The sequence below is a fragment of the Nocardia sp. NPDC004278 genome, from assembly GCF_053602975.1.
This window is the reverse complement of the sequence record NZ_JBSGEQ010000015.1, coordinates 48,654-64,167: the sequence shown is the minus strand read 5'-3', so window position 1 is coordinate 64,167 and position 15,514 is coordinate 48,654. Positions and strand designations below refer to the sequence as shown.

General features: G+C 66.2%; 13 protein-coding genes. 8 read left to right on the top strand and 5 right to left on the bottom strand.

Translation table 11 applies throughout. From position 1 onward, the window contains the following. The first annotated feature begins 47 nt into the window (after positions 1-47). On the top strand, positions 48-1,256 hold the full coding sequence (locus ACWEO2_RS23075; RefSeq protein WP_452407204.1) for an esterase/lipase family protein: 1,209 nt from the start codon (positions 48-50) through the stop codon (positions 1,254-1,256). A 237-nt stretch (positions 1,257-1,493) separates the two neighbouring features. Here ACWEO2_RS23075 and ACWEO2_RS23070 read toward each other — a convergent pair whose 3' ends face one another. Continuing rightward, the gene (locus tag ACWEO2_RS23070) at positions 1,494-1,937 is read right to left on the bottom strand and encodes an NUDIX hydrolase (protein ID WP_354957625.1); all 444 of its coding nucleotides are present in this window, start codon (positions 1,935-1,937) and stop codon (positions 1,494-1,496) included. A 671-nt stretch (positions 1,938-2,608) separates the two neighbouring features. Between ACWEO2_RS23070 and ACWEO2_RS23065 the strand changes: the two genes are divergently transcribed. Further along, positions 2,609-3,028 (top strand): YciI family protein, encoded by a 420-nt coding sequence (locus ACWEO2_RS23065; protein WP_354957626.1) that lies wholly within the window; start codon positions 2,609-2,611, stop codon positions 3,026-3,028. 15 nt (positions 3,029-3,043) lie between these two features. Continuing rightward, a complete protein-coding gene (locus ACWEO2_RS23060; RefSeq protein WP_452407203.1) occupies positions 3,044-4,321 on the top strand; it encodes an RNA polymerase sigma factor in 1,278 nt (425 codons plus the stop codon). A gap of 64 nt (positions 4,322-4,385) precedes the next feature. Here ACWEO2_RS23060 and ACWEO2_RS23055 read toward each other — a convergent pair whose 3' ends face one another. Next, a complete protein-coding gene (locus ACWEO2_RS23055; protein WP_452407202.1) occupies positions 4,386-4,847 on the bottom strand; it encodes a hypothetical protein in 462 nt (153 codons plus the stop codon). Positions 4,848-5,123: 276 nt separating this feature from the next. On the opposite strand from ACWEO2_RS23055, the gene ACWEO2_RS23050 reads away from it, so the two are divergent. Further along, positions 5,124-6,962, top strand: coding sequence for an AMP-dependent synthetase/ligase (locus ACWEO2_RS23050; protein ID WP_452407201.1), 1,839 nt, complete (start codon positions 5,124-5,126; stop codon positions 6,960-6,962). 66 nt (positions 6,963-7,028) lie between these two features. Here the strand turns inward: ACWEO2_RS23050 and ACWEO2_RS23045 are convergent, their stop codons facing one another. Beyond that, positions 7,029-8,762 (bottom strand): GAF domain-containing protein, encoded by a 1,734-nt coding sequence (locus ACWEO2_RS23045; protein WP_452407200.1) that lies wholly within the window; start codon positions 8,760-8,762, stop codon positions 7,029-7,031. A gap of 506 nt (positions 8,763-9,268) precedes the next feature. Here ACWEO2_RS23045 and ACWEO2_RS23040 point away from each other — a divergent pair. After that, the gene (locus ACWEO2_RS23040) at positions 9,269-10,189 is read left to right on the top strand and encodes an Acg family FMN-binding oxidoreductase (protein WP_452407315.1); all 921 of its coding nucleotides are present in this window, start codon (positions 9,269-9,271) and stop codon (positions 10,187-10,189) included. 106 nt (positions 10,190-10,295) lie between these two features. Further along, positions 10,296-11,174, top strand: a complete 879-nt coding sequence (locus tag ACWEO2_RS23035) for a universal stress protein (RefSeq protein ID WP_452407199.1) — start codon at positions 10,296-10,298, stop codon at positions 11,172-11,174. Between the two features lie 121 nt (positions 11,175-11,295). Here ACWEO2_RS23035 and mgtA read toward each other — a convergent pair whose 3' ends face one another. Both mgtA and ACWEO2_RS23025 read right to left on the bottom strand, forming a co-directional pair. After that, positions 11,296-13,953 (bottom strand): magnesium-translocating P-type ATPase, encoded by a 2,658-nt coding sequence (gene mgtA, locus ACWEO2_RS23030; RefSeq protein ID WP_452407198.1) that lies wholly within the window; start codon positions 13,951-13,953, stop codon positions 11,296-11,298. Then, positions 13,950-14,273: a CBS domain-containing protein gene (locus ACWEO2_RS23025; RefSeq protein WP_452407197.1), complete on the bottom strand. Its 324-nt coding sequence runs from the start codon at positions 14,271-14,273 to the stop codon at positions 13,950-13,952. Before ACWEO2_RS23025 ends, mgtA begins: the two co-directional genes overlap by 4 nt. Positions 14,274-14,696: 423 nt before the next feature. On the opposite strand from ACWEO2_RS23025, the gene ACWEO2_RS23020 reads away from it, so the two are divergent. Further along, on the top strand, positions 14,697-14,960 hold the full coding sequence (locus ACWEO2_RS23020; protein WP_452407196.1) for a hypothetical protein: 264 nt from the start codon (positions 14,697-14,699) through the stop codon (positions 14,958-14,960). Beyond that, on the top strand, positions 14,957-15,394 hold the full coding sequence (locus ACWEO2_RS23015; protein WP_452407195.1) for a pyridoxamine 5'-phosphate oxidase family protein: 438 nt from the start codon (positions 14,957-14,959) through the stop codon (positions 15,392-15,394). Before ACWEO2_RS23020 ends, ACWEO2_RS23015 begins: the two co-directional genes overlap by 4 nt. The last annotated feature ends 120 nt before the right edge of the window (positions 15,395-15,514 follow it).

Sequence of the window (15,514 nt, the reverse complement as noted above, 5' to 3'; positions counted from 1 at the left end):
CCTCGGTGCTGTCACTCGAACGCTGACGTTCTGCAGGAAGGCAAATCATGAAACGAAGTGGCTGCGGCCGGTCGGTCAGCGCCGCGGTAATGATGGGCGTCTCGGTGCTCGCCATGAGCATGACCGGCGTCGCGGCCAATGCGAATCCGGATCCGGCGCCGACCGAGCAGGCGCTGGCCGACTACATCGCCGCAGGCCGCAAGGCCGCGCCGGTCGCCGGTTCGGGCAGCGCGGGCAATTCCGGATCGGCGTGCACCTCCGGATCCGGCGCCGGATCGGGTAACGGCTCCGGTAACTGTTACGGCGGATCCGGCAGCAGTTCCGGATCGTCAGGCGGAAATGCCAGTGACACAAAGGGTTACGGCCCGCCGATGACATCGTGGCTGGCCGCATTCGGCTACGGCCTGCTGAATCCGGATATCGCGCCGCCGGGCACCAACGACTGGAACTGCAAGCCGACCGCCGAACATCCGCGTCCGGTGATCGCACTGCACGGCACCTGGATGAACGCCTACAACGGGTTCGCCTATATGGGCCAGCCGATGAAGGATGCGGGCTTCTGCGTCTTCACCTTCAACTACGGTCGGTCGAATCTGTTGGAGGGCGGCGGCCTCGGTTCGGTGCTGCCCGGTGTGATGGGCACCGGGTACATCCAGGATTCGGCGAAACAGGTCGCGGCCTTCGTCGATCGGGTACTGGCCGCGACCGGTGCGTCCGAGGTGGATATCGTCGCGCACTCCCAGGGTGGCTCGATGGCCAACTGGTACACCAAGTTCGAAGGCGGCGCGGCTAAGGTGAAGAATCTGGTCACCTTCGGCGCGACGCACCACGGCACCAGCCTCGACGGCATCGGTGCACTGGGACGGGCCATCAATAACTTCGGCATCGACATTCTCGGCTTCATCGAGATCTTCGTCGGTCACGCTGGCATCCAGCAGACCATCGGCTCGGATTTCGTGAACCGGCTGAACGCGAACGGCGACACGATTCCCGGGGTTGATTACACGGTTGTCGGCACCCGCTACGACGAGGTCAGCAATCCTTACGATCTGACCTTCCTGAAGGCCGGTCCCGGTGTGACCGTCCACAACATCACCCTGCAGGACGGTTGCGAACAGGATCTCTCCGACCACCTGACGATCATGTACTCACCGCGCGCCCTGTCGATCGCCCTGCACGCATTGGACCCGGTCGGGCATCCGAATCTGGAGTGCACCTTCAATCCGTGGCTGCTCGGCGGTGGGGGCCGACTGTGATATCCGGCTGGCGTTGCACCATGCCGAACAGGACGAAACCCTGACTCCCCGGGCCTGTTCGGCGCGTGCGCCGACCGCCGTGCGACCCGTACCGGTGCAGCGGACTCCTACCCCGCCGCTGCTTCCCGGTCCGTGACGGCGCGTGGCGATATGCCCACCGAGTCGATCCCGCACTATCGGCTCGGTGGGCATTGTCATGTCCGGACCAGCGCGGGACACCAGAACCCCGGTGACCGCTCAGCCGTAGACGAGGTCCTTATAGGCTTGGAGGATTCCGCGGATCGACGGCGTCACGAGCAATTCGCCATCCAACGGCGCCCATTCGTAGCCAGCGTGTGCGCTGAGCAGAATGGGACCGGTGGCTGCCACGTCCACGGCGAAATGCAGGCGCCGGACCGGTTTTCCGGCCGGGGACAGGTAGTCGAAGTCGCCGATGTGGTGGGCGATTCCGGTGACGGTCAAACCGGTCTCCTCGCGGACTCCGCGAATCACCGCCGCGGCAACCGACTCGCCCGGTTCCACGGTGGCACCCGGAAGCTTGCGGGTGAGCGGGATCGGCCCCGTGCTGCGGGCCTCCAAAAGCAGTACTTCCCCGCCCCGGTCGACGATCGCACCGACTCGCAGCCCGAAACCGTCACGTTCGCCGCGCGGAAGCGCCTCGTCGAATATCGATACCGACATCGGTGGACTCACCAACCTTTGTTCGGGGCGGATGCGCCGCATCAACGTAGAGCAACCCCATCAATGTTATCGCGACATAACCGCCACATGACAGCCGGTACCAGAAGTGCTCTCGTGCAGTAGATATCGCTCGATATCGACGGCTGTGAAGTCCCGGTCCTGCCGCACTGACCGAGGATAGATCGACCTCGGCGACAGGGGCCAACGGCGAGCGCAGCAGCGGCGATTCATCGACACCGGAACGGGAGCGCCGATCGGTGGGGAGGGGAGTAGCGCGGTGACGACGTCGGTCCCCTCGATGCCGCCGACGTGGTAGACGTCACCAGCGCGTAGCCGACAGAGCGGGCGGTCTTTGGGCGTGAAGCGTTGCGCGCGAACATGATGCGACCAGCGCGATGGCTCCGGTATTGTCTTGCACCCGAGATCGAACCCGGATCACGCTGGCCACGGACCTGCACTTGTGCCGCCATGAGCGAGGATTCGGTGGCGGGCCACTGTTCGGTTTGCCGCTGTTGTGCGAGGACGGACCTACGGCGAATTCCGGTCCTGGGATGACATGGGCGTGCGCTGGTAAAGAATTTGTCGGCGGCATGTCGATCTATGACGTTCCCCGTTCGACTCAGGGATGAGAGGGTCCGAGCGGGACCTGGATACTCGAGGAGACATAACCCATGAAGTACATGTTGATCTGGCGCGCCACCGACGAGGCCTACGCGGGGATGGCGAGTATCGACTTCGACAAGATGCTCGAGACCGTCGGTCGGTACAACGAGGAGATGATCCGGGCGGGCGTGCTGGTCGCTGCCGAGGGCCTCGACGATGCGGGCGATGGCGTGGTCGTCGACTATTCCGCCGAGACGCCCGTGGTGACCGACGGCCCGTACGGCGAGACCAAGGAGCTGTTCGGCGGGTTCTACATTCTCAACGTGGCATCGAAGGAGGAAGCCGTGGAGTGGGCAAAGCGGTCGCCGATCACCGGTTCCGGCTTCAAGACCGAGATCCGCCGGGTCACCACGATCGATGAGTTCCCGCAGGACAACGAGTGGGTCCAAAAGGAGCGGGCGTGGCGGGAAGCGACCGGTCAGCTCTGACCGAATCCAATGGCGATGGCTGATCACACCGGCCGTGCGGCCGTCGCCGCCATCTGGCGGATCGAGTCGGCGCGGATCGTCGGTGCACTCGCGCGGTACACCGGCGATTTCGCGCTGGCCGAGGACCTCGCCCAGGAGGCGCTGGCCGAGGCCCTGGTGACCTGGCCACGTGACGGCGCGCCCCGCAACCCGGCGGGGTGGCTGCTCACCGTCGGCCGGCGTCGCGCCATCGACGCATTCCGTCGGCGCTCCGCCCTCGACGAGAGATATGCCGTCCTGGCCCGTGATCTGGACGAGGGCGGTGTGGTCTCCGGGAGCGAACCCACCCGCGCGGCCGCGGACATGCTCTGGGATCCGGACCGGATCGATGACGACGTGCTCGCGCTGATGTTCATCTCCTGCCATCCCGTGCTGTCCCGGGAGGCGAGGCTGGCGCTCACCCTACGGGTGGTCGGCGGTCTGACGAGCGATGAGATCGCCAAGGCGTTCCTGGTGCCGACCGCCACCGTGCAGGCCCGGATCACCCGCGCGAAGAAGACTCTGGCGGCGGCCCGGGTGCCCTTCGAGGTGCCGTCGGTCCAAGAGCGGACCGAGCGCCTCGGCTCGGTGCTCAATGTGATCTATCTGATCTTCACCGAAGGTTCCTCGGCTAGCTCCGGTGACGAGCTGATCCGATTCGATATCGCGGGCGAGGCCCAGCGTCTCGCGCGGGTGCTGGCCCGGCTGATGCCGAGCGAGCCCGAGGTCTACGGTCTGCTCGCGCTGCTCGAACTGACCGCGGCGCGCTTCCCGGCCCGCACCGGACCGGACGGCGAGCCGGTGTTATTGGAACAGCAGGACCGCCGCCGCTGGGACCGCGCCGCGATCCGCCGGGGGCGGGCCGCCCTGGCCCGCGCGGAGCAGGTCGGCCGTGGCCTCGCGGCCTACGGCTTGCAGGCGGCGATTGCCGAATGCCATGCCGTCGCAGCCAGCGTCGAGGCGACGAACTGGGAGCGGATCGTGCTCATTTACGAGGCGCTGGGCAGACTGGCTCCGTCGCCGGTGGTCGACCTCAATCGGGCGGTGGCGGTCTCCATGGCACAGGGACCGGCGGCAGCGCTGCCGATCGTGGACAGGTTGGTGGTGGCCGAGGCGCTGTCGAATTCGCATCTGCTGCCGAGCGTTCGCGGTGAGCTGCTCACCCGCCTGGGACGCACCGATGAGGCGCGCACCGAATTGGAGCGGGCGGCACAGCTGTGCGGCAACGAGCGCGAGCGGGCGGTGTTGCGGCGCAAGCTCGCTGAGCTCGGCTGACGATTGGGCGGTAGCGTCCCTGCTTCGTACTCGAGCCGCACCGAGGACCTGAAATGGTCGCAGCTCAAAGTGTTGCTCCGTTGCGCTTCGGGCGCTCTTTGGGGACGAGCAGCGACAGCAGAGCGATGACCAGCCCGCCGCCGACCAGATACAGGCCCCAGCTGCCGCTGAGCAGATCGCGGTAGTCGCTGCGCAACTGTTGGTCGAACGGCTCGTCCAACCGCCACGCGAGCACGCCGAGTGCGGCCAGGCCGACGACGACGCCGAGCCAGCCGATCAGGCGGGAGCCGAACAGTGCGGCGAGCAACACCGCGACGGCGACGCCGACCACGACAACGGCCAGCGACGTCTGGAACGGAACCGACTGAGCACCGATCTGGTCCATGGAACGCCCGGAGCCGAAACCCGCACGCAGATCTTCGAGCCGAACGTCTCGGGCCCCGATCGTGCCGATGAGCGGACCGAACGCGCCGACGGCCACGGCGACAGCGCACACGAGCAGCAAAAGGTGGACAAAAGTTCGCATACTTCCACGGTATTGCGGTCCGGCTGTTCGCGTGAGCCCACCGGCGCACCCCGAGCTCATCGACGCAATTTTTCACAAGATCGCCCAGCATGCCGAACCATCCGGTCCGCGCGATCCAGTTGCGCCTGTTGGCGATTCGGGCGGCGGTCCGCGTCGTCGTGATCGGCGCGTTGGGTGTGGCCGGGCTGGTCACAGGGATCGTGCCAGGCTGTCCTCGCGCCCATGTTTCTCGTCCGAATGCCCGAGCGATCGGCCGGGGACTCGTAGGATCAGATGATGACGTTCCTCCGAGAATCCGAGGAACCTCCCGACCTCAGCAAGATCGAGAAGCGGGCACCGTCGGTCGCCCAGATGCTGGTCGACCGGGTAGCCGCGACTCCGGACGCGGAGGCGTTCCGATATCCCGACGGCGAGGGCTGGACCAGCGTGTCCTGGCGGCAGGTCGGTGACCGGGTCAACATCCTCGCCGCCGGGTTGATAGCGCTGGGAGTCGAGGCTCAGGACCGGATCGCGCTCGTGTCGTCCACACGGTATGAATGGGTGCTCGTCGATTTCGCCGTGATGTGCGCTGGCGCGGCCACCACCACCGTTTACCCCACCACCAATGCCACCGGCGTCACGTTCATCGTCGCCAACTCGGGCAGCCGTGTCGTCGTTGCCGAGAATCAGACCCAGGTCGACAAACTGATCGAGCACCGCGCAGAACTGCCCGACGTACAGCAGGTGGTGATCATCGACGGCGAGGGCAACGGAGATTGGGTGATCACTCTCGATGACCTCGAAGAGCGCGGACGGAAATCGCTTGCCGAATCGCCCGATGCGGTGGTCGCCCGCATCCGCGGGATTCGTCCCGAGCACCTGGGCAGCATCATGTACACCTCCGGCACGACCGGCACTCCGAAGGGGGTTCGATTACCGCATTCCGCATGGACCTACAGCGCCGCCGCGATCGATGCCCTGAATGTTCTCAGCCCGGATGACCTGAACTTCTTGTGGCTGCCGCTGTCCCACGCATTCGGCAAGGTGATGTTGGCGCTGTCACCGCTGATCGGCTTTCCCACGGCAATCGACGGCCGGGTGGACAGGATCGTGGACAACCTTGCGATTTTGCACCCCACCATCGTGGGGGCCGCCCCGCGCATTTTCGAGAAGGCGCACGCGCGCATCGAGGGCATGGTGGCTGAAGAAGGCGGGATCAAGAAGAAGATCTTCGACTGGGCGATCGGGGTGGGCCTTAAAGTCTCGCGTGCCACACAGGCCGGTGCGAAGCCGCCGCTGCTCGTTTCCTTGGAGCACAAGATGGCGGACCGGCTGGTGCTGTCCACCATCCGTGAACGCTTCGGCGGGCGGCTGCGGTACTTCGTTTCGGCATCGGCGCCCTTGGACCGCGATGTCGCGCAGTGGTTCGACGCGATCGGCATCACCGTGCTCGAGGGCTACGGCCTGACCGAGACCGCCGCCGCCTCGTTCATCAACCGCCCAGGCGCATACCGGTTCGGTACCGTCGGTAAACCGTTCCCCGGCACCGAGGTCAAGATCGCCGAGGACGGCGAGATCCTCCTCAAAAGCCCGGGCGTGATGAGCGGCTATCACGACCGCCCCGACGCCACCGCCGAGGCTTTCGACGCGGAAGGCTGGTTCTGCACCGGCGACATCGGCGAGATCGACGCCGACGGCTTCCTGCACATCACCGATCGCAAGAAAGACCTGTTCAAGACCTCCCAAGGCAAGTACGTCGCACCCTCCGCGATCGCCGCAACGTTCAAGGGACTCTGTCCGTATGCCGGAGAACTCATCGTCTGCGGCGAGACCCGACCCTATTGCGTCGCCCTGGTCGGTCTCGATGCCCAGGCCATCACCGAGTGGGCCGATAAGCACGGCCTGGCCGATATGCCGCTCGCCGACATCGCGCGGGACCAGAAGACCCACGACGTGATCGCCAGCTACATCGATGACCTGAACGCCCAACTCAATCGCTGGGAACAGATCAAGAGATTCGGGATCATCGACCGCGAACTGTCCGTCGAGGCAGGCGATCTCACACCGAGTATGAAGCTGCGCCGCAAAATAGTCATCGGCAATCTCGCGGACCGCATCGACGCCCTCTATGACTGAGGTCGAACGATGGAACGCGGAAGGCGCCACCTCCGGGGGGTGACTGTAGTGCCGTACCGGCAGAAGTCAGGGCAGCGGCGCCGACCACCGCAGCACCGTGCCCCGTTCCTCGCCTTTGGTCACACTGAAGCTGCCACCCGCCTGTTCGGCCCGGGTGGCCAGATTCGCCAATCCGCTCATGCGGGTGATGTCGCCGGGGATGCCGATGCCGTCGTCGGTTACTTCGATGGTGACGTCATCGCCTACACGCAGATGGACCGTCATCGTTGTGGCGTGTGCGTGCCGCACCACGTTGCTGACCGCTTCGCACAGTACCGCCTCGACGTCTTCGGATAGTGGCGGGGCCAGCACGGACAGCGGGCCGGCGAGTCGAACTATGGTGCGCAGACCGCTTTCTCCGATCATATCGGCGACAACGGCATGCAGGCGTTTGCGCAGCGTCGGGGCGTCCGCGGTGGTGCTGTGCAGGTCGAAGATCGAGTGCCGGATGTCTTGGACGATCGATTGGATGTCGGCGACGGTGTCGGTGAGTCGGGATTTGACCTCGGGTGCGTGGGCTCGCTGCGCGGTGCTCTGCAGTGAGAGGCCGACTGCGAACAGCCGCTGAATGACGTGGTCGTGCAGGTCACGGGCGATCCGGTCGCGGTCGGAGAGCACATCGAGTTCGCGCATCCGTCGTTGGATGGTCGCCTGTTGCAAGGCCAGAGCGGCCTGATCGGAGAAGGCGGCCATCATCAACTGCCCGGCCTTGTCCAATGGCTGTGCACCGGCCGGTTGTACGGCGGCGAGCACACCGATGACCGAATCCTTGGCCCGCAACGGAAGAATCAGCGCGGGTCCGAATTTCGAGGGCTCGTAGAAGACCGGCTGGAAGCGCAGTTCGTCGACCGCGACGAATTGGCCGGATCGGAACGCTTCGCCGGAATTCGATTCGCCCATCGGGATGTGCTCGCCGAGCAGTTCGTCGGCGCCGACGCCTGCGGCGGCGGCGACCACCAGCTCGGTGATGTCCTCGGTGGGGATGTCGGGGTCCTCGGGCAGGGCGAGGAAGGCGCACGCCGACTGGCTGAGGGTGAGGGCCCGGTCGGCGACGAGTTCGAGGGCGGTGTCGGGTTCGCCGCCTGCGAGCAGTTCGGTGGCCACATCGCGGTTGGCTTCCAGCCACTGCTGGCGAATTCGGGACTGTTCGTAGAGGCGGGCGTTGGCGATGGCGATACCCGCGGCGGCCGCCAGCGCCTGCACCACGACCTCATCGTCCTCGGTGAATTCCTGACCACCGGACTTCTCGGTCAAATACAGATTGCCGAACACCTCGTTGCGCACCTTCACCGGTACGCCGAGGAAGGTGCGCATCGGCGGGTGGTGGGCGGGGAAGCCGACCGAGGACGGATGCTTCGAAAGGTCGATCAGCCGAATGGGCTTCGGTTCTTCGATCAGCAGGCCGAGGACACCGTGACCGCGCGGCAGATCGCCGATCATGACCCGGGTCCGGTCGTCGATGCCCTCGTAGACGAATTCGGCGAGCTGATGACTGGTCTTATCGGTTTCGCGCACGCCCAGCGCCCCGTATTCGGCGTCGACCAGTTCGATGGCGGTGTGCACGATCGAGCGCAATGTGTTGTCCAGGTCGAGTCCGGCGGTCACCACCAGCATTGCCTCGATCAGCCGGTCCATCTGATCACGAACCCCCGCGATCTGCGCGATTCGGTCCTGGACCTCACCCAGCAGCTCACGAAGCCGCAGTTGCGGCAATGTTTCGGTCACCGGCATCTGGTCGGGCACGAGGAACTCGCGATCCATACCCAATTTTTGCATGAGCTCTTACCCCACGCCGTCGCGTGTCGAACCCCGCCGATGCCGATCGGTTTCTTCGTCTTGTACGCGTGGTCCCCGCACAGCACCACGACACCTGTATGGGTTTCCCGCAACTACGTCGCAGCGGCCGCGTTCAGTGCGCTTCGGCCGGTTCGACGAGTGTCATACCCGCGGTAGCGCCACCGCCGATGACGAATTCCGATCCGGTCGAGAAGGTGGCCCAGTTGACGATGAAGCCAACCATCGCCGCGACCTCCTCTGGCACCGAAACGCGGAAGCGGCTGGGCCGCAGCAATACTCGTATCGAAGCCGACTGTTCGGGGTGTGGATCGGTCCGGGGTGCAAACGAGCCTTCCGGACCGTCTGCGCGCTACCGTAGCCGGCCGACCCCAGCCGGCGTCCGAAGTCCCGCCAGGAGGGGTCGTCTTGCCCTACCTTCGGTATCGCCGCGGTGCGAGGGTGAATCGGGAGGAAAGGAAGGGATGGCGGTGATGGACCACGGACTGCCCGATGATCACACCGTGCGGGCGGCACTAGCGCTCGCGGTGCGGGCACCGTCGGTGCACAACACCCAACCGTGGCGGTGGCGGATCGCAGACCGCAGCGTCCACCTGTATCTGGATCCGACCCGGGCATTGCCCTCGACCGACCCCGACCAACGCGATCTCGTCTTGAGCTGTGGTGCTGCGCTGCATCATCTGCGCGTCGCGTTCGCCGCGCTCGGCTGGTCAGCGGTAGTGCACCGGCTGCCGAATCCGGCGCAACCGAACCACCTGGCATCGATCGAACCAGTGCGGCATCGGCCGATTCCCTACGAAATCGAACTGAGCGCCGCCATCACCCGCAGACGAACCGATCGCAGGCCCTTCAGTGCGTGGCCGGTGCCGCCGGGATACCTCGGGCTGGTCACCGAGCGCGCCGCGACCCTGGGTGCGACTGTGCGGCAGGCGGCCGATGGATCGCGCGACCGCTTGGTCGAAGCGATGCGGGCCGCGGCCGAGCGGCACGCGGGGGACCCGGGCTATCGACTCGAGCCGGCCGAGTGGAGTGGCAGGCACGATGGTGTGCAATGGTCTGACGAAGCGCACGAGTGCGACTGCGCCGAGCTGCTAGTGCTGAGCACCTCAGCCGACCATCGACTCTCGCGACTGTGCGCGGGTGAGGCGTTGAGCGCGGTGCTGCTGACCGCGACGAATATCGGGTTGGCCACCTGTCTGCTGACCGAACCGCTCGAGATCCCGGCGCTGCGGCACCGGATCCGCATCGGCGTCCTCGACGACTACGGCTATCCCCAGGCCGTGATCAGAATCGGCTGGGCGCCGACGAGTGCCGAGACGCTGCCCGCCACGCCGCGGCGGGCGGTCGAGGACGTATTGGATCCCTTCGACGCCACTGAGGTGGCAGCATGCTGAACGATCGGGTGGTCCGCGGCCAGCCGATCACCTGACCGGGCGGCCGGGCCACTCGCGACTGGGCTATTTCGTTTCCGGCAAGCACTTTTCGACAAAGGGAACGATTATGGGCAATTCCGCAGCGCCGCAGATCATTGCGGCCGTCGACGGCTCGGCGAGTTCCTATGAGGCGGTTGCCTGGGCGGCGGTCGATGCCGAGCTGCACCGCTGCCCACTGCGCATTCTGACCTCGGTGGCCGTCCCCGACTTCGGCCCCGACCGCACTCTGAGCGAGGCGGACGTGGAGTGGCTGCGCCGCGATGGCGAGCGGATCCTGGTCGAGGCGGCCAGCCTGGCACGGCACACCGCGCCGGGGGCGGAATTGGAGCTGGCCACCGAGGTGATCTTCGCCTCGATCATTCCGACCCTCATCCTGCGCTCGGCGCAGGCCAGGATGCTGGTCGTCGGCAGCCGCGGCGTCGGCGCATTCCACCGTGGACTGCTCGGCTCGGTCAGCACCGCGGTCGCCCATCACGCGCATTGCCCGGTAGCGGTGATTCATGGCGATTCGGCGATCGACCCGGAATCGGCGAGTAAACCCATCCTGGTCGGCGTCGACGGCTCACGAAATAGCGTGCCCGCCATCGAGCTCGCGTTCGAGGAGGCCTCGCGACGCAAGGTGGGGCTGACGGCGCTGCACACCTGGAGCGATGCCAGCAGCGTCGATCTGCCGCATTCGGGCTGGGAGGCCGCGCGCGAGTCCGAGCAGGCGCTGTTGGCCGAGAATTTGGCCGGCTATCGCGACCGGTATCCGGAGGTGCCGGTGCAGCGGGTCCTGAAGCTGGACCGGCCGGTTCGAGCGTTACTGGACGAGTCGGCGAATGCGCAGTTGGTTGTGGTCGGCAGCCGCGGCCGCGGTGGGTTCGCGAGTATGGTCCTCGGCTCCACCAGCAACGCGTTGCTGCACACGGTGGAGTGCCCGATGATCGTCGTACGCAGCAGCTGAGCTGATTCCGCCGACGGCACGGGGTGTCCGGCAGACCGGGGTGGGGAACGGACTGACCTCGGCGAACCAGCCCACGACTGGAAGGCCGGGCGCGCGTGGTCGAGCACCGTGCCGCAGCTGATCATGGACCCAGGCGATGTGGTGTCCGGGACCGGCGGCCGGTGGTGAAGCGGGCGGCGCGTCGGTCCACGCGGTGGCTGGTGATGCGGAGGCGTTGTGGGGCAACGGGTTTCGGGGTGCGGAAGAAGTAATGTTTGCCGAGTTCGGCCAGCACCAGGTAGGCCAGGACCATAACGGTCAGGGTTAGGAAGAAAGCGCCGGGCAGCGGGGTGAAGCCCAGGTCACGGGCGAATGGTGTGACGGGGAGCAGGGCACCGGTGGTCACCGCGGCCAATGCGGCCAACAGCAGCGCGACGCTGGGGTGGCTGCGGAAGAACGGGGTGCGCCGGGTCCGGATGACGAACAGGACCAGGGTCTGGGTGGCCAGGGATTCGACGAACCAGCCTGTGTGGAAAAGGGTTTCGTCGGCGTGGAATACCGACAGCATGATCGCGAAGGTGGCGAAATCGAACAGCGAGCTGATGGGGCCGAAGACCAGCATGAAGCGCCGGATCAGCGCGACGTCCCACCGCGCCGGGCGCGCGAGTTGTTCGGGATCGACGTTATCGGTGGGGATGGCCAGTTGGCTGGCGTCGTAGAGCAGATTGTTCAGCAGGATCTGCGAGGGGAGCATCGGCAGGAAGGACAGGAAGGCGGACGCGCCTGCGGCACTGAACATATTGCCGAAATTGCTCGATGTGCCCATCAATACGTACTTCATGGTGTTGGCGAAGATGCGCCTGCCTTCCAGCACGCCATCGGCGAGCACATGCAGGTCCTTCTCCAGCAGCACGACATCGGCGGCATCCTTGGCTACGTCAGTGGCGGAATCCACCGAGATGCCGACATCGGCGGCATGCAGCGCGAGCGCGTCGTTGACGCCGTCGCCGAGGAATGCGACGTCGACACCGGAGGACCGCTGTGCGCGCACGATCCGAGCCTTCTGTTCCGGGTCGACCCGCGCGAATATCGTTGTGGTCGAGAGTAGTTCGCGCAACTCGGGTTCTTCGAGGCGGTCGATTTCTGGTCCGGTGAGCACACCGCCGTCCGGTAGCCCGAGTTCGGTGCAGACGTGCCCGGCGACATCCGGATTATCACCGGTGATCACCTTGACCGCCATGCCGAGGTCGGCCAGCCGCCGCAGCGCGTCGCGGGCGGTGGCCTTCGGTGGGTCGAGGAACACCAGGAATCCGTGTAGGCGCAGGTCGTGCTCGTCATCGGGGGCGAGTGTGTGCTGCCCGGGCGCCGGGCGGGTCGCCACCGCGACGATGCGGTGACCGGCCCGGAATTCACTGTCCAGCACGGTCTTCGCGGTATGGGGCAAGTCGGTGCAGCGGTCGAGTACGGCCTCCGGCGCACCTTTGGTGATGATCAGCGGCTCGCCGGGCTCGTCGGCGGTGAGCACGGTGACGAGTCGGCGGCGGTGGTCGAAGGGCAGCACGGCCAACTTGGTGTACCGTTCGGCGGCCGCGCGCGGTGCGGTCGGGGCCTCCCATAGGGCGGTGTCGAGTGGATTTCCATCGACGACGCGCGCGTCGCGCACGGTGGCGTCGGTGCAGACCAGGCCGAGCAGCATCGTTTCGTCCGACGCGGATCCGTCGGGACCGAGTGCACGCATGAATTCGATCCGGCCCTCGGTCAGCGTGCCGGTCTTATCGGTGAACAACACCTCGATATCGCCGAGATCCTCGATGCACACCAGCCGTTTCACCAGCACCTTTCGGCGCGCGAGCTGCCGGGAGCCCGCCGCCAGGCTGGTCGAGACCACGGCGGGTAGCAGCTGTGGGGAGATGCCGACCGCGATGGCAAGGGAGAACAGCAGCGCGTCCAGGATCGGGCGATGCAGCGCAATATTCACCGCGAAGATGCCGATGGTCAGTACCGCGGCGACTCGGACCAGCAGTAGCGAGAATCGGCGCAGGCCGAGCTGGAATTCGGTGTCGGGCTGACGTTTTCCGAGTCCGAGGGCGACCCGGCCGAAGACCGTCGACCCGGCGGTCGCGACCACCAGCCCGCGGCCCTGTCCGGCGCTGACCACCGTCCCCATCAGCGCGCAGCTGCTCAGCTCGGCCATCGTGGTTCCGGACGGCACCGGATCCACCGACTTCTCGACCGGAATCGATTCCCCGGTCAGGACCGACTCGTCGCATTGCAATGCCGTCGTACTCAGCAACCGGATATCCGCGGGCACGAGCTGTCCGAGCCGCAGTTCGACCAGATCGCCGGGCACCAGCTCGACCAGACTGACCGATTGCGCCGCACCGTCGCGAATCACCGTGGCGCGGTGCTGGATTCGATCGTGCATCGCTTCGGCGGTACGCTCGGCGCGGTACTCGTTGATCAGGCCCAACCCGACCGAGGCGGTCAGGATGACGCCGATGATGAGCGCATCGGTGCGCTCGCCGAGAAAGAATGACGCGGTGGCGGTGACCGCCAGCAAGAGCAGCAGCGGAGACCGCAACTGCCGTGCCAACACCGGCAGGAGACGGGCCTGATGTGAGCGAATCGCATTGGGCCCGACGGCCTGTCGGCGCCGTCGGAACTCCGCTCCTGTCAGGCCCGCGGCGGTGGTCGACAACGCCGAGAGCACGTCCGCGATCGGCATCGCACCGGCGAGCGTCACCTCGAGGTGGTCTGAAGTTGTTGTCACATGATCGACTCGGTGCGGTGCCGTCGTCATCGCGACCCGGTGTGGGTGCGGCGTGACCGTATCGATCGCAATCCCGCGCTGAGCATGTGGTGGGCGATCGTGGATATGCCGGTCCCGGGCCGGACGAATTCGACCGGAACCGTCATCACCGCGTCGACGATGGTGGTGTCCACTGCGGAAGACGCGGCGAGCACTTCAGATTCGGAGAGCATGCCGACCACCTGGTCCCGGTCGGCTACCACCGGCAGCGCGGCGAATCCGTCTTCGGTGAGTTGTTCGATGGCCTCGGTCAGCGATGTTTCCGGCCGAACCGTAACCACTGGTCGGCTGAGGATGTCGCGTGCGTGCATCGCTGCCACCTCATGAATAGTCGGACCTCTCCGATCATCATCGGCGCTGGTCCGATGTGGATTCGAGGGGCGAAGGTCCCGTTTCTGTCGAGGAGTCGGTCCTTTCGCCGCCCCGCGACCGATCCGCTCGACCATGTGGAAAGGATCAAGCCGGGCGCGCCGAGCGCGAACCCGCGTCGGTGGCCGCCGGACGGGTGTTGTGCGCATTCCGCCTCGGTGAATTCGCCGACGTGGCTTGGGAGAAGCGCCGGAACAGCTCGGCCTCTCGGAATAGGTGGTCGCGTGGTGGCTTGCCGCGTTCCGCGGTGTCGCTGTGATGGGGCCGACGTCCTCGATTCATGGGCCTTTCGGCCCTGTTCGGCACTGCCGCAGCACGGTTGGATTGCCAGCGTTGCGCCGCTGTCGGTTGAAAGGGGTTGGCGAGTGAGTACATCCGAGCTGTGGTCGACCAGGACGACCGCGCCGGCGGTGTGCACCACCCAGGGTGCGGTGGATCCCGTCCAGATCCGCGGGCTGCGGGAGATCGACCGGGGCCACCATGTCGGTGCACCGGCCCGGGTGCGGTGCACCGGCCCGCAGTGTCTGGATCGGCCGATGCTGGCACAGGCGAACGTGGCGTTCCGGGGTGCTGCTGTACGCATTCAGGTCCGGATCGGGCTACCGGGAGCGGAGGCCGCACGATCGTGATCGCCGCCGAAGACTTTCCGGGACGCGCGATCGTCGAACTCGATCGCGCGACGGCGCTGGACCTGCTCTCGACCGTCTCGATCGGTCGAGTGGTGTTCAGCCGCAACGCATTACCGGCGATCCGCCCGGTCAATCACATTGTCGAGGCGGATGGCAGCGTCATCGTGCGCACCCGCCTCGCGGCCCAGCTGACTTCCGCCGTGCGCGGCAATTCCGGTGTGGTGGTCGCCTACGAGGCCGACGAGATCGACCCGCAACTACACACCGGATGGTCGGTCGTGGTTACCGGTTTCGCTCGCACCGTTACCGATCCCGCCCGCATCGCCCGCTACGAGCGCCTGCTCCGTTCCTGGGTCGACCAGGTCATGGATACCGTGATCGAGATCGAGCCCTCGATCGTCTCCGGCGTCCGCCTCGTCGACAAGGCCGCCTGAGCGGATGTCCGTGGATCGTCGAATCGCGGGTCGGCCAAGGGGGGCTCGGTCACTCGCGATCGCATAGTGGTCCAAACAACTTTCGGGAAATACAACGCTCCGCATGGTGAGGCCGGGGGA